We start from the raw sequence: 24,266 nt of genomic DNA, 5'->3' as shown, positions 1-24,266 counted from the left end.
CAAAGGTTATCCATAGTGTGGTTACATTACTTGTGGTCACAGGAAGGGATAATCTTCGGTAAAAATAATGAATATGAAAGAGTTTTCCAACGCAGTTGGGTTGTCGTCTTACACGCTTCGATACTATGAAAAAATTGGCTTACTGAAACATGTCCACCGAAATAGCAGTGGGCACCGTGTCTACACCCATCGAGATATTGATTGGGTCAACTTCATCAAGCGGCTGAAAGAGACGGGAATGCCGTTAGAAGAGATTCAAGAATATGCTTCATTGAGGGAGATTGGCTCGCAAACGACTGCTGACAGACAAAAGCTTTTGGAAGTTCATCGAGATAATTTAATCGAACATATCCGACAACAAAATGAGCATCTGAAACGATTAGAAGAAAAAATAAATCTGTATAAAAGCGGAAAAGTACGTTGACTTAGAGTTCACTCTAACTTGTAAGGTGTGCGGGTATTCACTCAAAGGAGCACACAAAATGGAAAATACGCGATTTCAAACAGGGTTAGAGCAGTTATCAAAAATCGATGGAGAGGCTGGTCAAAAAGTTATCGAAAGCCTGAACGACATTTGCCCTGATTTAGCAAAGTTCACGATTGAGTACCCGTTTGGCGACATCTACACCCGTGAAGGGCTAGATCTAAAATCGCGAGAGATCGCTACGGTGTCCGCATTGACGGCGATGGGGAACTGTACTCCACAGCTTAAAGTGCATTTACACGCAGCGCTAAACGTTGGCTGTACGGAAGAAGAGATCAACGAAGTGATCATACAAATGTCTGTTTACGCAGGATTTCCAGCTGCATTAAATGGCATGTTTGCCTTTAAAGAAGTACTCTCGGAAAGGCAGGTTTAGCTGCCTGCAAGCTCTTGCCACAGGCTCGGCTCAGTGCTCATTAGCGCCTTATTGGTTTGAAAAGCTGGGCAAAGAAAAATTGACGGCTCGTCAGCTATCTCGTGCTGGTGGTTATTTTGAAGTGTCTCGTGGTTCAGAATCTACTATCGTATTGTCTGCACACGTAAAAAGTCGGACTTGAATGTAAACGCCTCTAGCTCTGACCAAGAACCGGAGGCGGTCGATTTTTTGATTGTCCTATCAGTGCCGAGCTAAGATTTTAACCCTGCAGCGGTCATCATGACGCGAAACAGCATTGATACGAACCCCAGAGCGAGCACACTGGCCGCCCAGATCCCAACCATCCAAGCCCACTGGTGGCACCAATTTTTGATTTTCATACTCACTCCTTGCCAACTCGTTAATGGTACGCTTCGTCTTCTTTCACTTTTCCGGAGAAGACGTAGTAACTCCAAAAGGTGTAAGCCAGAATGATCGGGATGATGATCACCGCTCCAACGAGCATAAAGCGCTGACTGCTTGCAGGAGCCGCTGCTTCCCATATCGATATGCTAGGAGGAATGATATTTGGCCAGATACTTATGCCAAGCCCAGCGAACCCGAGAATCACGATCACCAATGCCATCACGAAAGGGCTGCGCTCTTTTCGCTTTTTTACGGAGTCGGCAATCTTCAAACAGACCAGCCCAGTAATGACAGGTACCGGCAGTAAGTAGAACAAATTAGGCAGAGAAAACCATCTTTTCGCAATGGCAGGGTAAGCAATTGGGGTCCAAGCGCTCACAATGATTAATGCGGAGATCATCGCCAGTAGTGTTTTGTTCGTGAAGCGGTACATCGTGTTTTGCAGTTCACCTTCCGTCTTCATGATGAGCCATGTGCTACCAAGTAGCGCGTACGTTGCGACTAAACCCAAACCACAAAAGATGGGAAAAGGGCTGAGCCAGTCTAGTTGGCTACCTACGAAGACTCGGTTTTCCACCGCAAAGCCTTGAATTACTGCGCCAACAACGATGCCTTGGAAAAACGTGGTTAAAATCGAGCCGACCATAAAAGAGCGGTCCCAGAACTTTAAGTGGTTTTCCAATGCCTTAAAGCGAAACTCAAACGCTACGCCACGAAAGATCAAAGCAATCAACATCAACGTCAAAGGGATGGTTAGCGCTTCAATAATCACCGCGTAAGCCATCGGAAAAGCGCCAAATAGAGATGCGCCTCCAAGAACAATCCAAGTTTCGTTGCCGTCCCAAACTGGCGCGACACTGTTGACCATGACGTCTTTTTGTTTTTCATCCTTGATGAAGGGCATCAGTATTCCAATACCCAAATCGAAGCCATCCATGATGATGTACATCAAAGTGGCAAAAACGATGATCGCGAACCAAATCACGGATAAATCAAAATGCATATTCTCTACCTTCACTTTGTGACAAATTCTAGATGCGGCCTGAAACGGTCGTCATGTCGTGCTCATCGTGTTCGATTGCATCGGGGCCTTTCTTGATTTGGTGGATCATGTAGTAATAACCAAAACCAAATACCAAGCTGTATACAACAAGGAAACACAGCAGGCTGATGCTCATTTGTAGGTCTCCGTGTGCAGAAACCGCATCACGCGTTTTTTGTACGCCATACACGACCCAAGGTTGCCGACCAACCTCTGTCGTAAACCAGCCAGCGAGTATTGCGATAAGACCAGATGGCCCCATAAACAATGAAAACTTGAGGAACCAACGCGAGGTATAAAGCGTGTTCTTTTTTCGTAACCACATGCTGTAGAAGCTTTGAAAAATCATCAGAAGTCCTAGTCCGACCATGATTCGAAATGACCAAAAGACGATAGGTGAGTTCGGTCGTTCCTCTTTCGGGAAGTCTTTCAGCGCCGGGATTGGCTCAGTTAAACTGTGGCGTAGGATCAAACTTCCTAGAACAGGAATTTCTAAGGCATAGTCTGTGCGTTCTTGTTCCATGTTTGGCATGCCGAACAATATCAATGGGGTTGGTTTGCCATCGCTGTTATCCCAATGTCCTTCGATGGCAGCGATTTTGGCGGGCTGGTGTTTGAGAGTGTTTAACCCGTGTACATCGCCAATCACGGCTTGGAGTGGCGCAAGGAACACTAAGATCCCGAGCGACATCGAAAACATCGTTTTTACCGCAGTCGATTGATTGTCTCTCAATAAATGCCAAGCGGCAGACGCGCCTACAAAGAGTGCGGAACTAACGAAAGCCGCGACGCTCATGTGCGCCAAACGATAAGGAAATGAAGGATTGAAAACGATAGCAAACCAGTCGGTTGGCACCACACGTCCGTCGACAATTTCATAGCCTTGTGGCGTTTGCATCCAACTGTTGGAGGCGAGAATCCAGAACGTCGAAATGATCGTGCCTAACGCCACCATCGAGGTTGCAAAAAAGTGCAGCTTTTCGCCGACGCGACGCCAACCAAATAGCATCACGCCAAGAAATCCAGCTTCGAGAAAGAAAGCCGTTAACACTTCATAAGTCAGTAATGGGCCAGTGATAGAACCAGCGAAGTCGGAGAAACCACTCCAGTTGGTGCCGAATTGATAGGCCATGACAAGGCCAGATACAACGCCCATCCCAAAGTTAACCGCAAAAATTTTCGACCAGAAGTGATAGAGCTTTTGGTAATCGGGATTACGTGTTTTTAGCCATAAGCCTTCCAGCACGGCGAGATAGGTGGCCAGACCTATGGTGATAGCGGGGAAAATAATATGAAAGGATACCGTAAAGGCGAACTGTATCCGTGCAAGCATAAATGCGTCGAGGCCAAACATTAAACTTCCTTTGATCTTTTAAGTTTTATGAGAGAGCTATTTTAAAAGGAGCGGAATGAGGGAAGTAGGTACAGACAGTGACTATAAACCTATAACAGATTAAATATTGAAGTGTTATTATTTTGAATTCAGCTTTATGGAGGGGGATTCGCGTGTGGCGAAGTATCAAGAGTTAGTGGAACAGCTTAAAAGGCAGATAAAATCGGGGATATGGCATCCGGGTGACAAGCTGCCTTCTCTGCGTCGCCAATCGGAACACTCGGGTTTGAGCTTGATGACGGTATTGCACGCTTATCAAATTCTGGAATCTCAAGGCTGGGTAACGTCACAGCCGCGATCTGGTTATCGAGTTGCTCCCTATATTAAGAGTTCAAATGAACCCCAAGCGCCAGCAGCGGTCTCGTGGACAGAGCAGGTAGACATCAATGAGTTTATCTTTGATGTGCTGCAGGCGAGTAAAAATCCATCCATGATCAATTTTGGCTTTGCCTATCCAGATCCAAGTTTATACCCACGCTATCACGTGAATCGGGCGATGAGCGCAGCCGCTCGCAATATGCCGATTTCCACCACCTTTGATAACTTACCGCCGGGAAACGAACAATTACGCACCATCATCGCGAAGCGTTATGCTGCGAAAGGCATTGAAATTTCACCCGATGAAATTGTCATTACGGCAGGCGCGCTGGAGGCGTTAACGCTCAGTTTGCAAGCCTGCACAAGACCGGGAGATTGGGTGGTTGTGGAGTCGCCTGCATTCTATGGCGCATTACAATCCTTAGAGCGGTTAGGTTTGAAAGCGCTCTCAGTAAGAACAGACCCAGTCACGGGCATTGACCTAGACTCATTGGAACGAGCGCTGCAAACGCACGATGTGAAAGCATGTTGGCTGATGTCGAACTTCCAAAACCCTCTGGGTTTTACGCTCACCAACGAGAAAAAACAAAAGCTGATTGAGCTGACACAGCGATATAACGTGCCAGTGATTGAAGATGATGTGTACAGCGAACTGCATGCCGAGAATGACTCGGTTTACCCATTAAGAATGTTTGATGACACGGGCAATACCATGTTGTGCTCCTCGTTTTCAAAATCATTAATCGCAGGGCTACGTATTGGTTGGGTTGCGGCGGGAAAGCGGGCGCTAGAGGTACAAAAGTTACAGCTAATGAGTACATTAGCGACGAGTGCACCAGTGCAAATGACATTGGTGCACTATTTAACAAGCCGCAATTACGAATCGCATTTGAAGCAGTTACGGAAAAAGCTGTTTGAACGTAAAAGTAAGATGACGGATCTGCTTAATGAGCTGTTACCTGAAGAAGTCAAAGTGTTAAGCCAAAGCGGCGGATACTTTATTTGGTTAGAGCTTCCCAAGCATATCGACGCCTTGCAGATATATCGAGAAGCGCTAAAAGATAATATCAGCATCGCACCGGGAAAGATGTTCAGCCTGACAGAACAATACGATCACTGTATTCGTCTTAACGCTTCTTTTGAGCTCAATGACAAATACGTCCATGCTCTCAATTTGCTTGCCAACATTATTCGCTGTCATTTGGCGAAATAGCGACTTTCTTCAGTTTTTTGGTTTAATGGAGCGCGCCGGATTTCCGGCAACTCGATCGCCCGGCGCAACGTCTTTGGTTATGACAGAGCCAGCGCCGACGACGGCCTCATCGCCAATGGTCACGCCTGGCAGTATGATTGCGCCCCCACCAATCCAAACGTTATTGCCGATTTTTACCGGTTTGGCGATCTCATCTCCAGCTAAGCGTCTTTGTGTATCGAGTGAATGAGCGGCTGTGTAAATTTGCACTCTAGGCCCAATCATGACGTTCGCGCCAATCTCAACCTGCCCATTGTCCAGAATAATGGCATCCCAGTTGATGTAGGTGTTTTCCCCGATGGACAAGTGGCAACCGTAGGTAAGTTGAAGCGGTGGCTCTATACAGGCGCTGTTTTCTATACGGACGCCCATTTCCGCCAGCAGTTGTCTACGGATATCTGGGTTTGGCTCGTGGTTAAATTGGAAGACAAGCTGCGCGGTTTTGGCGCGCATTAGCTTTAGTTCTTCATCCAGGCAATTATAGGTTTCTCCAGAGCGCATCCGAGTCAGTTCTGACATAACAATCATTCCATTAATGGTTTGCAGTTGAGGCCACAATGATAAGTGAGTGTTTCAGTCAATAGGAGATTTTTATTATGAAATCAGATGTTTATCACTGATTTATATTCAATAGGTTAGTTTTGAGTAAGCACTCGTTAAGAGTCATTCAAATAGAGAAGTGAATTGGGTAAGTTCCTTTTAGCAGGGGAGGGAAGTATAGATTGGATGTTGCTTTCCTCTCCACAGCTTGATTTGGAGCATTTATTGGCTGTCCCACATCACTTCGCACTCTTCTTTAATAGCCGATTTTAAAAGCTCAATAAGTGGAAATGCTCTGCGTCCTAAACTGACCGTTTGTTCCTCTTGCTCCTCATCTTCTTCCATTGCTTGACTGTTGTTCTTCTCTATCGCTTCTTGTGCTGCGAGAGCGGAGGTCAATCTAGATAGAGCATCAGGGATGTCTTGAGCGGAAATTGACCCTGGTACTGAGCCACTATGCCCCATCATTTTGATCATCTTTATCGCAATATCGCCAAACATAGTGACGTTCGAGTGGCTATGGCAACGAAATGTAATAAGCATTTACCTGCTCCTGTTGTAGGTGTTCATTTGAGTATAAATGGTATCTGAGACACGAGGCAATTTAATCCGATAATTCGCAATCTTTCATATAGCTATCTATCTTTAACGAAAGACAAACCTAAGGAGATGATTTTGTTGAACTCCCAATTAAAGACGTTGATTTGCCGGCTTCACAAGCGAATATTTACGTTGCTTATGGTGTTATGCACATGTTCACCTTCTGTCGTTGCTCAACCTTCCATTGTTTTTGGTGTCGTACCGCAACAGTCGGCGACCAAACTAGTGCAACAATGGCAGCCATTACTGCAACGCTGGGGAGAGTTTGCTGGCGTTGAGATTAAGTTTGCCACGGCACGTGATATTCCCACGTTCGAAGCACGCTTGATGGCTGGAGCCTACGACATTGCATACATGAACCCATATCACTTTACGTTGGTGAATCAAAAACCAGGTTATACGGCTTTAGCAAGAGCGAAAAATAAGCGCATTACAGGCATTATTGTAGCAAGGCGAGGGAAGTTGGTTTCCCTTGATGAACTGCAAGAAAAGACCATCGCTTTTCCTGCACCACGAGCATTTGCTGCCTCTATCATCACACAATCAGAGTTGGCGCAGAAAGGCATCAAATTTACGCCCAAATATGTGGGCTCGCACGATTCGGTCTATTTAGGTGTTCTGAAAGGCTTGTATGTCGCTGGTGGTGGCGTGAAGCGTACCTTTGAGAGCTTGCCGAGTGAAACCAAAGAACAACTGAGCGTGATTTATACAACCGCAGGTTATACCCCTCATGCCATTGCAGTCTCGAATGAGGTAGATGAAGAGATGGCTGTGGCATTGCGAGCGGCGATCTCACAACTCAATGAGGATCCCAAAGCACAGGAGAGCTTCGCTTTACTCAATATTGATGGATTGCAATTGGCGCAAGACCAAGATTGGCAAGACGTCGTCCAATTGGGCATTTCGAGATAAGTGGGCGCCTTATGACGCTGCGTTCAAAAACGATAATCGGCATTGCACTCATCGAAGCACTCGCGCTCGGTGTACTTATCATCAGCGGCCTCAACTGGTTTAAAAGCTCGAACGAGACCAGTCTCGAAGTTGGTAGCCAGAATTTGGTGAGTGTGTTTGCTCAAGCTTCGAGAGACGCGGTAATTGCAACGGATCTGGCGTACTTAGACAGCTTTGCACGCTCTGTCGTAAGTGAGCACAAGTTGGCTTACATCCGTATCGTCAATCAAGATGGCATCGAACTTACGCTTCAAGGTGATTACACAGGCGTTGACACCAATGTTCACGCTTTCGATGCAAGTGACGGTGTTTATGATGTGGCGAAAGCAATCACGTTAGGCGATCAGACTTTTGGCGTGGTAGAAATGGGTGTTCACGTCGAGCATGTTCATCAAATGCTTTCGTTTGCGACTCATGCGAGTTTGGTGATTGCCTTCGTCGAAATGTCGCTGGTGGCGCTGTTTTCATTTGCGCTAGGCAGCTACTTGATGAAGCGTCTGGATCTTCTCCGCACTGGGGTAATCAAGGTTTCACAGCAAGGGCCGGGTTCGCAAATTTCTATTTCAGGCAACGATGAAGTCACGCGCGTTGGAGAGGCGTTTAACCAAATGTCGCGCTCTTTAGCGCAAGCGCAAAACAAACTTCAGCAAGAACATCAAACCCAACAGCAGTTATCCGCCAAAATATCGCAGCTTGCCGAGGTGGCGGAACATGCTCGCGATACCATCATCATTACGCATCCTGATGGCACGATTGCTTGGGTAAACTCTGCGTTTGAGCAGTTAACCGAATATTCGTTAGAGGAAGTGGTTGGCAAATCACCGGGCGAACTGCTGCAAGGTGAAGACACCGACGCAAATACTGTCGCGCTGCTCTCACAAAGTGTTCGCAGCCATTCCCCAGTTAGGGTTGAGATACTCAATTACACCAAGTCGCGGCGCCCATATTGGGTCGAGTTAGAGCTGTCTCCGGTGTTTGATGAAAATGGCAAGCTACTGCGTTTTATCGCGGTAGAACGTGACATCACCGATAGACGCGAGATGGAGAAGCGTTTGTCGTCTGCATTGGATAAATCGAAAAAAGCCACGCAAGCCAAGTCGGAATTTCTGGCGAACATGAGCCATGAGATTCGCACTCCAATGAACGCGATCATGGGGATCAGCGAGATATTGCTTGAGAACGAAAACCGCCGAGAGCCAAGGGAGTTATTGCTCCTGCTGCACAAATCTGCCAATAACCTTGTGACCATCATTAACGACATTCTCGATTACAGCAAAGTCGAAGCGGGCAAGTTGACGCTTGTTGAAGAGGAGTTTGATTTGCGCTCGTTAGTCGAGAGTTGCACGGCATTGTGTGCGTATCAAGCGGATAAAAAGAACCTTAAGTTATTGGTTGATATGCCATTAGCCATGAATACGGTCGTGGTCGGTGATAAAGGTCGGATTAATCAAATCTTACTTAACTTGATCGGCAATGCAGTGAAATTCACGGATGAAGGTCATGTGTTGCTGAAAGTAAGAGAAAGTGAGCACGGTTTTGATTTTTCAGTGAGCGATACAGGCATTGGTATCCCTGAAGACAGGCTAACTCATATTATGGATAAATTCGAGCAGGTCGATACCTCCGCGACAAGGCGACATGAAGGAACGGGCTTGGGGTTGGCAATCTCAAAACGTTTGATCAGCATGTACAATGGTGAGCTTTGTGTACGCTCGGATTTTGGCAAAGGATCGTGTTTTAGCTTTAGTTTGCAGTTGCCTAAACGAAGTCAGCCTCATTCTGAGCCGGTCGAACTGAATGCAAATCGACTATTGTTGATTGATTATTATCTACCGCGCGTGGAACACTTGATGCGCTTAGCCAAAGAGATTGGCATCGAGGTGACTCATCGCAACGATTGGGCTGCGGCGCAGTCTTTGGGCAGAGATTTGGACGATTTTGACCGCATCATCGCGAGCGTGAACAATGCTCAGGATAGAGATGCGCTCTATGAAGTTGATGCGACAGAATCATCCGCCAAACGGGTACTGTTTCTCGCCCCTTGCGTGATGGAGGAAGGGCAGGCATGGTCGTGCGAACGGGATCGTTTACTGCCGCAACCTGTCACGCAACATAAACTGCAAACCCTGTTCTCTAGCAAAATACAAAAGCGTCGAGCGCTTTCCTCACAAGACAATCCGGATTTTTCTAATTTGCACCTTTTGGTTGCAGAAGACAGCCATATCAACCGAATCTTGATTGAAAAAATGTTGCAAGACACCGGTGTGAAACTGACGTTGGCGGAAGATGGTGTCGAGGCCGTTGAACTCTACAAGCAGCTTTCCCCTGATTTGGTGATTACCGATATTTCTATGCCAAACAAAGATGGTTTTGGTGTGACAAAAGACATTCGTGAGTTACAGGAAAACGGTGAGTTTCCTTGGTGTCCAATCGTGGCGTTTTCTGCTCACGCGATGCAAGAAGAGCAGCAAAAGAGTATTGCATTAGGGATGAATGATTACCTGACGAAGCCAGTTCAGAAAAGCGATTTACTCGATATGATTGCGAAGTGGGGACTCCATACTCAAATGGCTGAAAAGCACGCCTCTGGTTAGTGCTTTTGTGAATCGTATTTGGCGCTAATAAAACGGGCATGTTGTTACTCATGCCCGTTTGTATTTATTGGTTGCTTATCGCGGATGGAGTCTTTTACAAGCTGTGCGGATCACCCAATGCGAGTGCTACTTTGGAAGACGGACGTCTACCTAACGCACGGCAAATTTGCCAACCCGCTTCATTGATGATGTTGAGATCAACCCCCGTTTCAATCCCAAGTTGCTCACACAGATAAAGCACATCTTCCGTTGCAACATTACCGCTGGCCCCTTTTGCGTAAGGGCAGCCGCCCAGTCCTGCAACGGCACTGTCAATGGTGTTGATGCCCATCAGCAAGGCTTGGTAGATATTGGCTAACGCTTGCCCGTACGTGTCGTGGAAGTGCACGGCTAACGCATCTTTGGGTAGCTGCGTTAACAGAGAGTCCAGCATGGCGATAACTCGATTGGGCGTAGCTTTACCGACAGTATCGCCCAGAGATATTTCATAACATCCCATATCAAACAGCGTATTCGCGACCGCAGTGGTTTGCTCTGGTTTTATTTCTCCCTCGTAGGGGCAAACCATGGTGCAGGATAAATACCCGCGCACAGGTATGTTGTTCTGCTTTGCGAGCTCGATAACGGGCTCAAAGCGAGAGAGGCTTTCGGCAATGCTGCAGTTGATGTTCTTCTGGCTGAACGCTTCGGAAGCGGAGCCAAATACCGCAATTTGCTTTACATCGCTTTCCAATGCACGTTCTAGCCCAGCTAGGTTTGGCGTTAGCGCACTATAAACCACGTTTGGCTTTTGAGTGATCCCCGCAAACACCTGATCGGAATCGGCCATTTGAGGTACCCATTTCGGCGAGACAAAAGAGCCTGCTTCAATGTGTTTTAAGCCACTGGTGCTTAGTTGGTTAATCAAACGGATTTTATCAATCAGCGTCACTGCCGTTTCATTCTGCAAGCCATCACGCACGCCAACTTCGACGATATTAACCTTCGCTGGTAGCATATTCGTGCTCCTTATCTTCACAGACATTATCGGGGGCAGAAATTAAATGCAGCAGGATGGAACCGTGCTGTACTTGGTCTCCATGTTGATAAAACACTTCATCAACGGTCGCTGCTACCGGAGCGGTAATGGTGTATTCCATCTTCATCGCTTCGAGCACTAACAACGGATCACCAGCCGCTACTTTGTCTCCCTTATTCACCATGACCGCCGAGATAACGCCGTTCAGTGGTGCGGTTGGACTAAGTTCGTCGTCTTTGCCTTTTGGTGATTCAAAACTTGGTTGATGAGCGAACGTACGTTGCTGACCAAGATAAAGCACGGTTGTCTTTTGCTCGTCGTTGAGTGCGTTAAAGGTGTAACGCACATTATCAATATCGGCGATAAACTGGTTGCCACTTTCAAGCAGAGTGACCTGATGCAACTCCTCACCACATCGGACAGTGAAGTGAGCCTCTGTATCTTGCGATGATTGTTGCAAACGTACTTGATGGTTGGCATTGGCATCCGTGAAGTTAAATCGATAAACATTGTTAACCGAGAGTCTAAAACCTTGCGTGGTTGGTGCGGGTAACGTTGAGTTGCCTGATTTTGAAGTGAGAACATTCCAACGAGCAACGGTCGCCAACGTTAACCAGATAGAATCCGACACACTTTGCTGCTCATTTATGCTTTGTTGATGTGTGACTAGGAAACCAGTATCGAGCTCAATGTTGGTAAAGGCTGGCTGCGAAACAATGCTATGCAGATAACCAATGTTTGTTGTCACTCCACACACGTGATATTGAGTTAACGCCTGCTTAAGCTGCTTGAGCGCGATGTCACGTGTTTGCCCCCAGACGATCAGTTTGCTGATCATCGGATCGTAGTATTCGCTAATGGTATCGCCCTGGGTAACACCGCTATCAACGCGCACGCACGCTAAGCGGACATTACTGTCTGATACGGGTTCTTTTAAATAATCAATGCGGCCAGTCGACGGCATAAAGTCGTTGTCGGCATCTTCGGCGTAAATTCGCAGCTCGATTGAATGGCCGTTATGAGTGATTTCGGATTGCGAGATCGGTAAACACTCACCAGCTGCGATTTTGAATTGCCATTCAACCAAATCAACGCCAGTGATCAACTCGGTGACAGGGTGTTCAACTTGCAGACGGGTATTCATTTCCATGAAGTAGAATTGACCTCGGCTATCGAGTAAGAACTCCACCGTGCCAGCGCCAACATAGTCGATCGCTTGAGCGGCCTGAACCGCAGCTTCACCCATTTGTTTACGCAGTTCATCACTAAGACCGGGAGCTGGTGCTTCTTCGACTACTTTTTGATGACGACGCTGAATGGAACAATCACGATCAGATAGATAGACACAGTTGCAATGCTGGTCAGCAAATACCTGAACTTCCACGTGGCGAGGCTGCAATATGCATTTTTCGATTAGAAGTTGCTTATCGCCAAAGCTTGAAAGCGCTTCACGCTGCGCACCGTCGATGGCCAAGGGCATTTCGGCTGCGCTATTGACCACTCGCATGCCTTTACCGCCGCCACCTTGTGTTGCTTTAAGCATCACTGGGTAACCGATTTTTTCTGCTTCAGCCAATAAGTGCTCAACGCTGTTGTCTGTGCCGTGGTAGCCCGGAACCAAGGGCACGTTCGCCTCTGACATGATTGCTTTGGCTTGAGATTTAGAACCCATTGCCTCAATTGCGCTGGTGGAAGGGCCAATAAAGACGAGGCCATTTTCGCTGCACGCTTTGGCTAGTTTCGGGTTCTCGGAAAGAAAACCATAGCCAGGGTGGATAGCATCGGCTTGCCATTTTTTCGCAGCGCCGATAATCGCATCGATATCAAGATACGACTCACTCGCCGGAGCAGGGCCGATAAATTCAGCGAAATCTGCTTGTTTAACATGTAAGCTGCTGCGATCCGCTTCGGAATAGACGGCAACCGTCTCTATAGCCATGCTTTTTGCGGTTTTAATAATTCGGCATGCAATTTCACCGCGGTTTGCGATCAGTATTCTTTTAAACATGATTCCTCCAATTGGCGGCGCGCTTTTCAAAAAACGCAGTCAGCCCTTCTTGTCCTTCGCTGGACACGCGGGCGGTTGCTATGGCTTGGCTAGTGTATTCAATTAATGAGTGATCGATAGGTTGGTTATCACAACGTAAACAAAGTGCTTTTGCCGCCTGCATGGCTTGTGGGCCATTATTAAGCAGGTGCTCAACCATACGGTTGACCGCCTCTTTTGTCTGGGGATCGATTAGATGAAGAATGTTCATCGAAAGCGCAGTCTCGGCATCAATCAGTTCCGCGGTTAAAAAATAGCGTCGGCTTTGTCGTTGTCCAATTGCTCGGATTACGTAGGGACCGATGGTCGCGGGCAATAAGCCGAGTTTCACTTCACTCAAACAGAAGCGGCTCTCAGGTGTGCCAATGGCAATATCGCAGCAGCAGATCAGCCCAAGCGCGCCACCAAATGCTGCGCCGTGCACCATGGCAATCGTTGGTTTACTGAAGGTATCCAGCGTATGCAAAAGTTTTGCTAGTTGCTGTGCATCTTGCAGGTTTTCACTTTCGGTTTTGGTGGCCATTGATTGCATCCAGCCCAGATCTGCTCCCGCAGAAAAGTGTTTTCCCTGTGCACTTAACACCAGTGCACGGAGAGAATCGTCCTTTTCGAGCTGTTCTAGTGTCTCAATTAGTGATGCAATCAATGCGTCATTAAACGCGTTGTGTTTTTCTGGCCGATTCAGGCTCAACCAGGCAACGCCATTGCTGTCTTTTTCAAGCAATAGTCCGGTCATGTGACTTCCTTTGTCTGATATTCCAATACTCGCTAATCAGCACTTTATTCATCATTGATGGATAGCGAGGAGTTAAGGCTTGCCTTGCATCTGACTACATACGGAAGATGCCAAATTTGCTGTCTGGTATCGGCGCATTAAGCGCAGCAGATAGAGCAATGCCCACAACATCACGTGTTTTTGCTGGATCAATAATCCCATCGTCCCACAGTCGCGCACTGGCGTAATAAGCGTGGCTTTGGACTTGATATTGCTCCGCAATTGGACGTTTGAACGCTTCTTCTTCCTCTACGCTCCAGCTTTCACCTTTGCGCGTTTTGATATCGCGGGTCACTTGCGCCATCACGCCTGCCGCTTGCTCTCCACCCATTACGGAGATGCGTGCGTTTGGCCACATCCACATCATGGTTGGGTCATAAGCTCGGCCACACATACCGTAGTTACCTGCACCATACGATCCACCTATAACCACGGTAAACTTCGGTACGTCTGCACACGCAACAGCGGTCACCATTTTCGCGCCATGCTTGGCGATGCCTGCGGCTTCGTACTTCTGGCCGACCATAAAGCCAGTGATGTTCTGCAAAAATAGCAGAGGAATTTTGCGCTGTGCGCACAGCTCAATAAAATGCGCACCTTTCTGCGCCGATTCCGAAAATAGAATGCCGTTGTTAGCGACAATGCCAATCGGCATTCCGTGAATATGAGCAAAGCCACAGACCAAGGTTTCACCGAACAAGGCTTTAAATTCATCAAATTGTGAATCATCAACAATTCGGGCAATGACCTCTTTGACATCAAACGGCTTTTTAAGATCGGTTCCGACGATGCCGTACAGCTCTTGCGCAGTAAAGCGTGGTTCCTGTGGCGCTTTTTGCTTGAGTTGGACGGGTTTCAAGTGGTTGATTTGAGAGACAGCTTGTCTTGCCAGTTCTAACGCGTGGTGATCATTTTCAGCATAGTAATCGGCTACGCCAGACGTACGGCAGTGAACGTCTGCGCCACCAAGATCTTCCGCGCTGACTTCTTCGCCTGTTGCTGCTTTTACCAGAGGAGGGCCAGCTAAGAAGATCGTGCCTTGTTCTTTGACGATGATGGAAACGTCACACATGGCAGGAACGTAAGCACCGCCAGCGGTACATAGCCCCATGACCACCGCAATTTGCGGGATACCCTTGGCTGACATTCGAGCTTGGTTATAGAAAATACGGCCAAAATGGTCTTTGTCTGGAAATACTTCATCTTGGCGGGGTAGGTTAGCACCGCCAGAGTCGACCAAGTAAACACAAGGCAACTGACACTTCTCTGCGATTTCCTGTGCGCGTAAGTGCTTTTTAACCGTGAGCGGGTAGTAACTACCGCCTTTTACCGTCACGTCGTTGGCAACGATCATACACTCGGTGCCGTCTATTACACCCACGCCAGCAACCACGCCAGCGCATGGAACGTAATCTGGATACACATCCCAGCCAGCAAACTGACCGACTTCTAAAAAGGATGAGCCAGGGTCGAGTAGGGCAAGAATACGCTCACGAACCGGAAGTTTGCCTTTCTTCTGCTGATGCTCTCTTGCTTTCTCGCCGCCACCATCTTCGATTTGCGCGGTCACGGTATAGAGTTGATCCACAAGAGACGCCATAGATCGGTAGTTTTCCTGATACTGCTCTGAATGGGTATTAATATTGGTCGTCAAACAAGCCATAAATAGCCGATCTCCATTCGGTAAACGGGTGAGAACACCCGTCTTTATTTAGGTTGAATAAGATTTGGGTTGATTAAGAAAATGTTTTTTAGTCAGAACGCCTGGGCTGATTATTAGGCGCTTTCGTTAAACAATTCGCGACCAATAAGCATGCGGCGAATTTCTGAAGTGCCGGCACCAATTTCATACAGCTTGGCATCACGAAGTAAACGACCGGTATCAAACTCATTGATATAGCCGTTACCACCGAGTAGCTGAATGGCATCTAATGCCATTTTGGTTGCCAGTTCTGCGCTGTAGAGGATCGCACCAGCAGAATCTTTACGTGTGGTTTCACCGCGATCACAAGCAGCAGCAACGGCGTAAACATACGCTTTAGCGGCGTTCATTTGCGTGTACATATCAGCGGTTTTTGCTTGAACTAGCTGGAATTCACCGATGGATTTGCCAAACTGTTTGCGGTCGTGAATGTAAGGCACAACGATGTCCATGCAGGCCTGCATGATGCCAAGCGGGCCACCGGCAAGTACCACGCGTTCGTAGTCGAGGCCGCTCATCAATACTTTCACACCTTGGTTTTCTTCGCCGAGAATATTTTCCGCAGGGACTTCACAGTTTTGGAAGACCAGCTCACACGTATTCGAGCCGCGCATACCCAACTTGTCGAGTTTTTGTGCTTGAGTGAATCCAGGAAAGCCGCGTTCTACAATAAATGCCGTGATGCCTTTGGAGTGCTGGCTTGGGTCGGTTTTGGCGTAGACAACATAGGTGTGTGCATCAGGGCCGTTAGTGATCCACATTTTGTTGCCATTTAGCAGGAATATATCGCCTTTACGTTCCGCTTTAAGTTGCATAGAGACTACATCAGAACCTGCTCCGGGCTCACTCATTGCTAGTGCACCAATATGTTCGCCAGAGATGAGCTTAGGTAGGTATTTCTCTTTTTGCGCTTGTGTGCCGTTGCGGTGGATTTGGTTGACACAAAGATTGGAGTGAGCACCGTAACTTAACGCAACCGAAGCGGATGCTCGACTGATTTCTTCCATAGCGATAACGTGGGCGAGATAACCCATGCCTGCTCCACCAAACTCTTCGCTGGTGGTCACACCTAAAAGACCCATGTCACCCAGTTTGGACCAAAGATGGTTTGGAAAGTCGTTAGATTGGTCGATAGATTGCGCTAGCGGCGCAATTTCTCTTGCAGCAAAACTATTGATTTGCTCGCGAAGCAAATCGGTATTTTCGTCATAAACAAAGTTCAGGGAAGAGTAGGTAGATTTCATTGCGTGTCCTTGCCTTTACGTCACCTACATCCCAGAGTTGAGGTGTTAGGTGACTTTTTCGCCTTTCATGGATCTCAGTGTGTTTTGGCATCGCAACTGTGCCGCGTTTAACTCCATCATTACCGCTTGAATGTCGTTTGCTTGCTGTTGCAATGCTGCCTTCTTCTCTTCGATCAACCGAATCATATAGTTCAACTGCTCAGTACTTTGATCGGTATCGTAGAGTTCAAATAACTCTTTGATATCTGCAAGAGAAAAGCCCAATCGCTTACCTCGCAAAATCAGTTTTAGTCGAATTCGATCGCGACCATTGTAGATTCGTGTGTTGCCTTTACGTTCTGGAGTTAGGAGACCTAAATCTTCGTAGAAGCGAATACTTCGGGTAGTAATGTCGAACTCTTTCGCGAGCTCGCTGATCTTAAATGTGTTCATTCCTTAACCTTACGACTTTCGTATAACATTCATACGAATATACAATTCGTTAACGTTAAAGTAAATAAACAACATCCACTCTTGAGCCTTGATATCACTCGCATTTACTCGAAATAAAATAGTCACTCGAACAAACAATAACCTCAAACTTGACGTTAACGTAAATGTTAGTATAGTTATGACGTAAACGTCAACAAAAGGTTAATGGAATGAAAAATGAAACATGGATTGTTGCCGCTAAGCGAACGCCTATCGGCTCTTTTCAAGGTGCATTAGCTTCAACAGATGTCACGGAACTCGGTGCGAAAGCCATCCAAGGGGCACTAGCCGAAAGCCAACTCGATGTGCAAAAAATAGACGAAGTGTTGATGGGATGCGTTTTACCCGCCGGCGTGGGGCAAGCGCCAGCAAGACAAGCAAGTCTTAAAGCAGAAATGCCAAAATCGATCGGTTGTACGACACTGAATAAAGTCTGTGGTTCGGGTATGAAAACCGTCATGCTGGCCCATGACCTGATTCAATCTGGTAACGCGCACGCGGTTATCGCTGGCGGTATGGAAAACATGTCCTCTTCTCCTTATCTACTTAAGAAAGCGCGTGATGGTTTCCGTTTAGGTCACGAGCAAGTGCTTGATCACATGTTTTATGACGGTTTGCAGGATGCCTACCAAGGCGAATTGATGGGTGCCTTTGCCGAACAAACCGCGCAAAAGTACCAATTCAGCCGTGAAAGTATGGATATCTGGGCACAGCAGTCGGTGACTCGTGCGCAGCAAGCGATTGAGCAAGGTTTGTTCAAAGAAGAGATCGTGCCTGTTAACGTAAAAAATCGACGCGACGAAACCTTGGTGGTAGACGATGAGCAACCGAGCAAACTCGACGTCAATAAAATTCCCACCTTACGACCTGCGTTTGCCAAAGATGGCGGCGTAACGGCAGCAAATTCCAGTTCTATTTCTGATGGTGCATCGGCAATGGTATTGGTTGATAGTGAATTTGGCCGTCAGGAAAACCTTCAACCTCTAGCAAAAATTGTCGCGTACAGCACGCATGCAAGACAGCCTGATGAGTTCACCATCGCACCCGTATTCGCGATTGAAACGCTGCTGGAAAAAACGGGCTGGGACAAATCAGACGTGGACCTTTGGGAAATCAATGAAGCCTTTTCCGTTGTCGCTCAATACGCGGTGAAAGCACTCGAATTGGACGAGAGCAAAGTGAACCCTCGCGGCGGCGCTTGTGCGTTGGGGCATCCAATTGGTGCGAGTGGTAACCGAATCCTCGTGACTTTGATTCACGCTCTTAAACAAACAGGCGGTAAACGTGGCGTTGCATCGCTTTGTATTGGTGGCGGCGAGGCTACCGCCATCGCGATTGAAATCTGCTAATTCATTCTCAACAAAGTTTCACTTACATAACAGTAGTCAGTAACAAGCTGAAAAATACAAGGATGTCATCATGACAGAACAAGTAAAGCAGTATATCGGTGGTGAATTTGCCATGTCCGACTCAAAACAATGGCTAGATGTAACTAACCCGGCAACCAACGAAGTGATTGCGCAAGTACCTTGTGCCACGGAATCAGAAATGAATGCGGCGATCGCTAGCGCAACAGAGACGTTTAAGCGTTGGAAAGAAGTCGCTGCGCCGGAGCGTGCAAGATTGATGCTGCGCTACCAACACCTGCTAAAAGAGCAACACGATGAGTTGGCGATACTGCTTTCAAGTGAAACAGGTAAAACCCTCGCTGATGCGAAAGGTGATGTTTGGCGCGGGATTGAAGTGGTAGAACAAGCGGCGAACATTTGTAGCTCAATGATGGGCGAAACGGTTGAAAACGTCGCGACCAATATTGATGGTTACTCTTACATTCAACCACTCGGTGTTTGTGCTGGTATCACACCCTTTAACTTCCCAGCGATGATTCCATTGTGGATGTTCCCAATGGCGATCGCTTGTGGCAACACCTTCATTTTGAAACCGTCGGAGCAAGTGCCGCTGACTGCAATGAAATTGGCAGAGCTATTTGAACAAGCTGGCGCACCAAAAGGCGTATTGCAAGTTGTTCACGGTACCAAAGAGCAAGTCGATCGCATTCTGACTGATCCAGTCGTTCGTGCGATCTCTTTTGTTGGCTCTGTGCCAGTTGGGGAGTACATCTACAAAACCGGTACGGATAACCTAAAACGCGTGCAGTCATTTGCGGGTGCGAAAAATCACATGGTCATCATGCCAGATGCAAACAAACAGCAAGTCATCAATAACCTAGTTGGCGCGTCAGTCGGTGCCGCAGGCCAACGCTGTATGGCGATTTCGGTGGCGGTATTTGTCGGCGAAACCAAAGAATGGATTCCAGAGCTTAAAGAGGCGTTAGCTCAGGTTCAACCAGGCGCGTGGGATGATGAAACCGCCGGTTATGGTCCGCTGATTAGCCCTCAAGCGAAGCAGCGAGTGGTTAATCTGATTAATGAAGGCAAAGCGTCAGGCGCGAATTGTGTTCTGGACGGTACAGATTGCGAAGTATCTGGCTTCCCGAACGGCAACTGGGTGGGGCCAACAATGTTTACCAATGTGACCACTGACATGTCGATCTATCAGGAAGAGATTTTCGGCCCAGTGCTGTTAACTATGGAAGTGGATGACCTAGATGAAGCAATTGAGCTAATCAATGCAAACCGTTTCGGTAACGGTACGTCTATTTTCACGGCGAACGGCGCTGCCGCGAGAAAGTATCAACACAATATCGAAGTAGGTAACGTAGGCATCAACGTGCCGATTCCGGTGCCATTGCCATTCTTCTCATTTACAGGGTGGAAAGGCAGTTTCTACGGTGACCTGCATGCTTACGGTAAACAAGCGGTTCGCTTCTACACCGAAACAAAAACTGTCACTGCGCGTTGGTTTGAAGATGACATTCCAAGCGGTCCAAACATGACCATTCAACTTAGCTAATTAATGGATTAGCGATACCTCTAGCCAAGCCCTTCATCCCTTTAGAGGGGTTGGATCGGATACAAATGCAACGAATTAGACCTTAGGACTTCAAGATGGATTTTGAATTAAACGAAGATCAACTCGCGTTTGCCGAAGTAGCAAAGCAGTTTGCAGACCAAATGTTAGCGCCGCATGCGGCCGAGTGGGATGAAAACCATCACTTCCCTAAAGATGTACTGCGTCAAGCAGGTGAACTTGGCTTTCTGAGCATCTATACGCCGCCAGAGCATGGTGGTTTGGGATTGTCTCGTTTGGATGCGGCGATCATTTTCGAGCAGTTGGCTATGGGTTGTACCGCGACTACTGCGTTTATGACCATTCACAACATGGCGACATGGATGATCACCAGCTTTGCCAAAGCGGAAGTGGTGCAGCAATTTAGCGCGGATCTAATTTCGGGTGAAAAGCTCGCTTCCTACTGTTTAACCGAACCTAATGCCGGCTCTGATGCCGCTTCACTGACGACCAGTGCAGTGCGTGACCGCGATGAGTTTGTCCTCAATGGCGCAAAAGTGTTTATCTCTGGCGCGGGTGATACAGATGTTCTCGTCGTGATGGCGCGTTCGTGCGGCGAAGGAGCGGGAGGCGTTTCTGCGTTCGTCGTTCCTGCTGATTGCGAAGGCATTAGCTACGGTAAAAAAGAAGCCAAAATGGGTTGGAACTGCCAGCCAACTCGCATGATTACCTTCGAAAATGTTCGTATTCCGGCTGACTATCTGTTGGGTGAAGAGGGAGAAGGCTTTAAGTTCGCCATGCTTGGCCTTGATGGTGGTCGAATCAATATCGCTACTTGTTCCGTCGGTACTGCGCAACAAGCACTGAACGAAGCCAAGCAATACATGAACGAACGCAAACAGTTCGGCCGTTCACTGGCGCAATTTCAAGCGTTGCAGTTCAAGCTTGCTGATATGGCGACTGAGCTGGTCGCTGCGCGTCAAATGGTGCGACTCGCTGCCGCTAAACTCGATGCCCAGCACGCAGAAAAAAGTGCGTACTGTGCCATGGCAAAACGCTTTGCCACCGATGTTGGCTTTAAAGTCTGCGATCAGGCGCTTCAAATTCACGGTGGCTATGGCTACATCAAAGAATATCCAGTCGAGCGCCATTTCCGAGACGTTCGTGTTCACCAAATCCTTGAAGGCACCAACGAAATCATGCGTCTGATCGTCGCAAGACGATTACTCACGGAAGGCGTTGAACTGCTCTAGAAAGCGAGACACAGCCTTACCTAAAGAAATTAAAAAGGACTGAAAGATTATGACGGCACAAATCAAATTGGAGCGCGAAGCGCATATCGCCAAACTCACGATTAGTAATCCGCCAGCGAACACTTGGACGCTTGAATCCCTAAATCAGCTCAAAGAGTTGGCGATTGAACTCAGTAATGATCGCTCTATTTATGCGTTGGTACTGACGGGCGAAGGCGAGAAATTCTTTTCTGCTGGAGCGGATCTCAACAACTTTGCATCGGGTGATAAATCACAAGCAGCAGATATGGCGTTCGCATTTGGTGAAGCGTTTGAAGCGCTGTCGGCGTTCGATGGGGTTTCTATTGCAGCGGTTAATGGCTATGCGATGGGTGGTGGTCTGGAAGTGGCGATGGCGTGTGACATTCGCATCGCAGAAGAACAAGTACAAATGGCACTTCCTGAAGCATCGGTCGGCTTGTTGCCTTGCGCGGGCGGAACGCAAAACCTGACCGCGTTGGTAGGTGAAGGTTGGGCGAAGCGTATGATTCTATGTGGCGAACGAGTGACGGCCGAGCGAGCGGAAAAAATTGGTTTAGTCGAAGAAGTGGTGGCGAAAGGCCAAGCACTAGAAGCGGCGATAGTACTTGCACAGCGTGTTGCTGGCCAATCGCCGAAATCCGTGTCTGCGTGCAAAACGCTCATTCAAGGTCGACGCAGCCAAACTCACGCTTCTGGATTGGTTTTGGAGCGTGAACTGTTTTTACAGCTGTTCAATACACAAGATCAGACTGAGGGTGTAAACGCCTTCTTGCAAAAGCGTAAGCCACAATGGACAAACAGCTAGCGGAGGCCAAATGACAGGTACAGTAAATGTTTCAAAACTTGAGTGCGCTGATGGCTCCGCTATTGGTGTGTTGGAGATTGATAATCCAGCTGCCCTTAACGCGTTGAGTTACGTGATGATTGAGAAGTTGTACAAACAGCTTAATGAATGGCAAACGGACGACAGCATCGTTGCGGTATTCTTGCATGCTCAAGGTGAAAAAGCGTTTTGTGCTGGTGGTGACATTCAAGCGATTTACCGTGCGCTTGAAAACAAAGAGCAAGACTTTGATTCTGCGTTTTCAGCGATGGAAACCTTCTTTGACCTCGAATATCGCTGTGATCATCTTATTCACACTTATCCAAAACCGATCATCGCGTGGGGGCATGGTTACCTGATGGGCGGCGGTGTGGGCTTGTTTATGGGCGCAAGCCACCGCGTAGCAGAAACCACCACACGCTTTGCGATGCCAGAGATTAAAATCGGCCTCTACCCAGACGTAGGCGCGACGTACTTCCTAAATCAGTTGCCAAAACATTTGGCACTTTTCTTAAGTTTGACGGCTTGCCAAATTAATGCGACAGACATGAAAGCGTTGGGATTAAGCCAATGGATTGCAAAGCCAGAAAGCAAACAAGCTCTGTTGGATCTACTCGCATCGGTAAGTTGGAAGGATGAAGTGAACATCAACGAAAAAATCGCTACTACGCTACGTTCGGTACAAGTGGACGAGCCAAGCGAAGGGATGTTGATGCCATATGCGGGATTGATTGAGCAGCTTTGTTCGGGTGATTTAGATTCGATTGTTCGCGCAATCAGCAGTGCCGACGTTGATGATAAGTGGTTCGTCAATGCGCAAAAAGCATTGAGCTACGGCAGCCCACTGTCGCTCAATATCACTTATCAGCAGCTAACGCAGTATCAAAATCTCTCTTTGAAAGCGTGCTTTGATATGGAATTTAATCTGACGTTACGTTGCGGCTTAGAAGGTGATTTGAGAGAAGGGGTTCGTGCGCTGATTATCGATAAAACCAATCAACCGACTTGGCAACATCGCACGGTTTCTGACGTAACGCCACAAGTTTTGGAGCGCTTCTTCGCGCCAATTGATTCAGCAGAATACCCACTGACCGTATCCTCGGTTGCCACTGTGGCACTTTAGACAAGGAAGAAATACGACATGGATAAAATTGCATTTATTGGCCTTGGCAACATGGGCGCGCCTATGGCTAAGAACCTACTCACAGCGGGCTTGAACGTCGAAGTGTTTGATTTGAATCCAAACGCTGTGGCAGAACTTACCGCACTTGGTGCGTTGAGTGCAGATTCGGTAAAACAAGCCGTTCAAGGTGCGAGCGTGGTGGTCACCATGCTACCTGCTAGCCAACACGTTCAAAGTGTTTATCTTGGTCAAGACGGGATCTTAGATAGCGTAGATTCTGGAACGCTGCTAATCGACTCTTCGACCATCGATCCAGCGACCGCTCGTTTGGTTGGCGAAAAGGCGCTGCAGCTTGGCATCAGCTTTGTTGATGCACCGGTATCTGGTGGCGTTGCGGGCGCAGCGGCAGGTACGTTGACTTTCATTGTTGGCGGCTCACAAGAGAACTTTGTTCAAGCCAAGGGGGTGCTTAGCCGCATGGGCAAAAACATTTTCCATGCAGGTGATGCCGGAGCCGGTCAGGTGGCGAAGATCTGCAATAACATGATGTTGGGCATTTTGATGAGCGGCACTTGTGAAGCACTCAATTTAGGCATGGAAAACGGACTCGATCCCAAAGTGCTGTCTGACATCATGCTGCAAAGTTCAGGCCGTAACTGGGCGCTAGAGCTTTACAACCCGTGCCCAGGTGTGATGGAAAACACGCCTGCAAGCAATGGTTATCAGGGCGGCTTTATGAGTCAGTTAATGGCGAAAGATCTCGGTCTTGCGATGGAAGCGGCGGTTGCCAGTCAAACATCAACGCCAATGGGCAGCTTGGCTCGTAACCTGTTTAATTTTCACAACGGTCAGGGCAACGGACAAAAAGATTTTTCAAGCTTGTTTGAGTTCTACCAAAAGCAAAATCAGGCCTAAGGAGTGCTT

At 47.7% G+C, this 24,266-nt stretch carries 22 protein-coding genes and 1 pseudogene; 12 read left to right on the top strand and 11 right to left on the bottom strand.

The annotated features are described in order from the left end of the window. Positions 1 to 67: 67 nt before the first annotated feature. The 3 genes and pseudogenes from UF05_RS17670 to UF05_RS26605 all read left to right on the top strand — a co-directional run. Entirely contained in the window at positions 68 to 424 is a 357-nt protein-coding gene (locus tag UF05_RS17670) for a MerR family transcriptional regulator (RefSeq protein ID WP_025632075.1), read from the top strand. A gap of 58 nt (positions 425 to 482) precedes the next feature. Continuing rightward, on the top strand, positions 483 to 860 hold the full coding sequence (locus tag UF05_RS17665) for a carboxymuconolactone decarboxylase family protein (protein WP_025632076.1): 378 nt from the start codon (positions 483 to 485) through the stop codon (positions 858 to 860). Between the two features lie 13 nt (positions 861 to 873). Beyond that, positions 874 to 1,041 (top strand): annotated as a pseudogene (locus tag UF05_RS26605) (PhzF family phenazine biosynthesis protein); the annotation flags it as partial. A gap of 70 nt (positions 1,042 to 1,111) precedes the next feature. Here the strand turns inward: UF05_RS26605 and UF05_RS25020 are convergent. From UF05_RS25020 to UF05_RS17655, 3 genes are read right to left on the bottom strand one after another with little or no spacing between them, the layout of a single operon-like run. Further along, positions 1,112 to 1,240 carry a DUF2474 domain-containing protein gene (locus tag UF05_RS25020; RefSeq protein WP_079854006.1) on the bottom strand — a complete coding sequence of 43 codons (129 nt, stop codon included), beginning with the start codon at positions 1,238 to 1,240 and terminating at the stop codon, positions 1,112 to 1,114. A 20-nt stretch (positions 1,241 to 1,260) separates the two neighbouring features. Further along, complete coding sequence (gene cydB / locus UF05_RS17660) at positions 1,261 to 2,268, bottom strand: cytochrome d ubiquinol oxidase subunit II (RefSeq protein WP_045545447.1); 1,008 nt, start codon at positions 2,266 to 2,268, stop codon at positions 1,261 to 1,263. 28 nt (positions 2,269 to 2,296) lie between these two features. Beyond that, a complete protein-coding gene (locus UF05_RS17655) occupies positions 2,297 to 3,661 on the bottom strand; it encodes a cytochrome ubiquinol oxidase subunit I (RefSeq protein ID WP_045545446.1) in 1,365 nt (454 codons plus the stop codon). 154 nt (positions 3,662 to 3,815) lie between these two features. Here UF05_RS17655 and UF05_RS17650 point away from each other — a divergent pair, with 154 nt between their 5' ends. Beyond that, complete coding sequence (locus UF05_RS17650; protein ID WP_045545445.1) at positions 3,816 to 5,231, top strand: aminotransferase-like domain-containing protein; 1,416 nt, start codon at positions 3,816 to 3,818, stop codon at positions 5,229 to 5,231. Between the two features lie 9 nt (positions 5,232 to 5,240). Here the strand turns inward: UF05_RS17650 and UF05_RS17645 are convergent, their stop codons facing one another. Both UF05_RS17645 and UF05_RS17640 read right to left on the bottom strand, forming a co-directional pair. Next, positions 5,241 to 5,789 carry a sugar O-acetyltransferase gene (locus UF05_RS17645; RefSeq protein ID WP_020841928.1) on the bottom strand — a complete coding sequence of 183 codons (549 nt, stop codon included), beginning with the start codon at positions 5,787 to 5,789 and terminating at the stop codon, positions 5,241 to 5,243. A 243-nt stretch (positions 5,790 to 6,032) separates the two neighbouring features. After that, positions 6,033 to 6,353 carry a DUF1840 domain-containing protein gene (locus tag UF05_RS17640; protein WP_005392576.1) on the bottom strand — a complete coding sequence of 107 codons (321 nt, stop codon included), beginning with the start codon at positions 6,351 to 6,353 and terminating at the stop codon, positions 6,033 to 6,035. A 132-nt stretch (positions 6,354 to 6,485) separates the two neighbouring features. Between UF05_RS17640 and UF05_RS17635 the strand changes: the two genes are divergently transcribed. Then, positions 6,486 to 7,322, top strand: a complete 837-nt coding sequence (locus tag UF05_RS17635; RefSeq protein WP_045545470.1) for a phosphate/phosphite/phosphonate ABC transporter substrate-binding protein — start codon at positions 6,486 to 6,488, stop codon at positions 7,320 to 7,322. A gap of 11 nt (positions 7,323 to 7,333) precedes the next feature. Then, positions 7,334 to 9,955 (top strand): hybrid sensor histidine kinase/response regulator, encoded by a 2,622-nt coding sequence (locus tag UF05_RS17630; protein ID WP_045545444.1) that lies wholly within the window; start codon positions 7,334 to 7,336, stop codon positions 9,953 to 9,955. Positions 9,956 to 10,049: 94 nt separating this feature from the next. Here the strand turns inward: UF05_RS17630 and UF05_RS17625 are convergent, their stop codons facing one another. The 6 genes from UF05_RS17625 to UF05_RS17600 all read right to left on the bottom strand — a co-directional run bounded on the left by UF05_RS17625 (position 10,050) and on the right by UF05_RS17600 (position 17,173). Continuing rightward, complete coding sequence (locus UF05_RS17625) at positions 10,050 to 10,952, bottom strand: hydroxymethylglutaryl-CoA lyase (RefSeq protein ID WP_045545443.1); 903 nt, start codon at positions 10,950 to 10,952, stop codon at positions 10,050 to 10,052. Further along, on the bottom strand, positions 10,933 to 12,981 hold the full coding sequence (locus tag UF05_RS17620) for an acetyl/propionyl/methylcrotonyl-CoA carboxylase subunit alpha (RefSeq protein WP_045545442.1): 2,049 nt from the start codon (positions 12,979 to 12,981) through the stop codon (positions 10,933 to 10,935). The genes UF05_RS17625 and UF05_RS17620 overlap by 20 nt, the downstream gene beginning before the upstream one ends. Next, positions 12,974 to 13,756 (bottom strand): enoyl-CoA hydratase-related protein, encoded by a 783-nt coding sequence (locus UF05_RS17615; RefSeq protein WP_045545441.1) that lies wholly within the window; start codon positions 13,754 to 13,756, stop codon positions 12,974 to 12,976. Before UF05_RS17615 ends, UF05_RS17620 begins: the two co-directional genes overlap by 8 nt. A gap of 94 nt (positions 13,757 to 13,850) precedes the next feature. Then, the gene (locus UF05_RS17610; RefSeq protein WP_045545440.1) at positions 13,851 to 15,458 is read right to left on the bottom strand and encodes a carboxyl transferase domain-containing protein; all 1,608 of its coding nucleotides are present in this window, start codon (positions 15,456 to 15,458) and stop codon (positions 13,851 to 13,853) included. A gap of 113 nt (positions 15,459 to 15,571) precedes the next feature. After that, complete coding sequence (locus tag UF05_RS17605) at positions 15,572 to 16,741, bottom strand: isovaleryl-CoA dehydrogenase (protein WP_031427942.1); 1,170 nt, start codon at positions 16,739 to 16,741, stop codon at positions 15,572 to 15,574. Positions 16,742 to 16,786: 45 nt separating this feature from the next. Next, on the bottom strand, positions 16,787 to 17,173 hold the full coding sequence (locus tag UF05_RS17600; RefSeq protein ID WP_005373242.1) for a MerR family transcriptional regulator: 387 nt from the start codon (positions 17,171 to 17,173) through the stop codon (positions 16,787 to 16,789). Between the two features lie 209 nt (positions 17,174 to 17,382). Between UF05_RS17600 and UF05_RS17595 the strand changes: the two genes are divergently transcribed. The 6 genes from UF05_RS17595 to mmsB all read left to right on the top strand — a co-directional run bounded on the left by UF05_RS17595 (position 17,383) and on the right by mmsB (position 24,257). After that, positions 17,383 to 18,561 (top strand): thiolase family protein, encoded by a 1,179-nt coding sequence (locus tag UF05_RS17595; protein ID WP_045545439.1) that lies wholly within the window; start codon positions 17,383 to 17,385, stop codon positions 18,559 to 18,561. A 70-nt stretch (positions 18,562 to 18,631) separates the two neighbouring features. After that, on the top strand, positions 18,632 to 20,125 hold the full coding sequence (locus UF05_RS17590; RefSeq protein WP_045545438.1) for a CoA-acylating methylmalonate-semialdehyde dehydrogenase: 1,494 nt from the start codon (positions 18,632 to 18,634) through the stop codon (positions 20,123 to 20,125). 95 nt (positions 20,126 to 20,220) lie between these two features. Continuing rightward, positions 20,221 to 21,375 (top strand): acyl-CoA dehydrogenase family protein, encoded by a 1,155-nt coding sequence (locus UF05_RS17585; protein ID WP_045545437.1) that lies wholly within the window; start codon positions 20,221 to 20,223, stop codon positions 21,373 to 21,375. Between the two features lie 49 nt (positions 21,376 to 21,424). Then, positions 21,425 to 22,201: an enoyl-CoA hydratase gene (locus UF05_RS17580; RefSeq protein WP_045545436.1), complete on the top strand. Its 777-nt coding sequence runs from the start codon at positions 21,425 to 21,427 to the stop codon at positions 22,199 to 22,201. A gap of 10 nt (positions 22,202 to 22,211) precedes the next feature. Continuing rightward, complete coding sequence (locus UF05_RS17575) at positions 22,212 to 23,342, top strand: enoyl-CoA hydratase/isomerase family protein (RefSeq protein WP_045545435.1); 1,131 nt, start codon at positions 22,212 to 22,214, stop codon at positions 23,340 to 23,342. Positions 23,343 to 23,360: 18 nt separating this feature from the next. Beyond that, positions 23,361 to 24,257 carry a 3-hydroxyisobutyrate dehydrogenase gene (gene mmsB / locus UF05_RS17570; RefSeq protein WP_045545434.1) on the top strand — a complete coding sequence of 299 codons (897 nt, stop codon included), beginning with the start codon at positions 23,361 to 23,363 and terminating at the stop codon, positions 24,255 to 24,257. Positions 24,258 to 24,266: the final 9 nt, after the last annotated feature.

The sequence above is a fragment of the Vibrio sp. S457-15 genome (assembly GCF_000960545.1).
GTDB lineage: Bacteria > Pseudomonadota > Gammaproteobacteria > Enterobacterales > Vibrionaceae > Vibrio > Vibrio parahaemolyticus.
Note: the sequence above shows the minus strand (reverse complement) of the source record. Positions and strands in the feature narration are given on the sequence as shown.

Bases quoted from the DNA above. Each gene is read 5' to 3' on its own strand.
- UF05_RS17670 (WP_025632075.1), top strand. From the start codon at position 68: ATGAATATGAAAGAGTTTTCCAACGCAGTTGGGTTGTCGTCTTACACG.
- UF05_RS17665 (WP_025632076.1), top strand. From the start codon at position 483: ATGGAAAATACGCGATTTCAAACAGGGTTAGAGCAGTTATCAAAAATC.
- UF05_RS25020 (WP_079854006.1), bottom strand. From the start codon at position 1,240: ATGAAAATCAAAAATTGGTGCCACCAGTGGGCTTGGATGGTTGGGATC.
- cydB (WP_045545447.1), bottom strand. From the start codon at position 2,268: ATGCATTTTGATTTATCCGTGATTTGGTTCGCGATCATCGTTTTTGCC.
- UF05_RS17655 (WP_045545446.1), bottom strand. From the start codon at position 3,661: ATGTTTGGCCTCGACGCATTTATGCTTGCACGGATACAGTTCGCCTTT.
- UF05_RS17645 (WP_020841928.1), bottom strand. From the start codon at position 5,789: ATGTCAGAACTGACTCGGATGCGCTCTGGAGAAACCTATAATTGCCTG.
- UF05_RS17640 (WP_005392576.1), bottom strand. From the start codon at position 6,353: ATGCTTATTACATTTCGTTGCCATAGCCACTCGAACGTCACTATGTTT.
- UF05_RS17630 (WP_045545444.1), top strand. From the start codon at position 7,334: ATGACGCTGCGTTCAAAAACGATAATCGGCATTGCACTCATCGAAGCA.
- UF05_RS17625 (WP_045545443.1), bottom strand. From the start codon at position 10,952: ATGCTACCAGCGAAGGTTAATATCGTCGAAGTTGGCGTGCGTGATGGC.
- UF05_RS17620 (WP_045545442.1), bottom strand. From the start codon at position 12,981: ATGTTTAAAAGAATACTGATCGCAAACCGCGGTGAAATTGCATGCCGA.
- UF05_RS17615 (WP_045545441.1), bottom strand. From the start codon at position 13,756: ATGACCGGACTATTGCTTGAAAAAGACAGCAATGGCGTTGCCTGGTTG.
- UF05_RS17610 (WP_045545440.1), bottom strand. From the start codon at position 15,458: ATGGCTTGTTTGACGACCAATATTAATACCCATTCAGAGCAGTATCAG.
- UF05_RS17605 (WP_031427942.1), bottom strand. From the start codon at position 16,741: ATGAAATCTACCTACTCTTCCCTGAACTTTGTTTATGACGAAAATACC.
- UF05_RS17600 (WP_005373242.1), bottom strand. From the start codon at position 17,173: ATGAACACATTTAAGATCAGCGAGCTCGCGAAAGAGTTCGACATTACT.
- UF05_RS17595 (WP_045545439.1), top strand. From the start codon at position 17,383: ATGAAAAATGAAACATGGATTGTTGCCGCTAAGCGAACGCCTATCGGC.
- UF05_RS17590 (WP_045545438.1), top strand. From the start codon at position 18,632: ATGACAGAACAAGTAAAGCAGTATATCGGTGGTGAATTTGCCATGTCC.
- UF05_RS17585 (WP_045545437.1), top strand. From the start codon at position 20,221: ATGGATTTTGAATTAAACGAAGATCAACTCGCGTTTGCCGAAGTAGCA.
- UF05_RS17580 (WP_045545436.1), top strand. From the start codon at position 21,425: ATGACGGCACAAATCAAATTGGAGCGCGAAGCGCATATCGCCAAACTC.
- UF05_RS17575 (WP_045545435.1), top strand. From the start codon at position 22,212: ATGACAGGTACAGTAAATGTTTCAAAACTTGAGTGCGCTGATGGCTCC.
- mmsB (WP_045545434.1), top strand. From the start codon at position 23,361: ATGGATAAAATTGCATTTATTGGCCTTGGCAACATGGGCGCGCCTATG.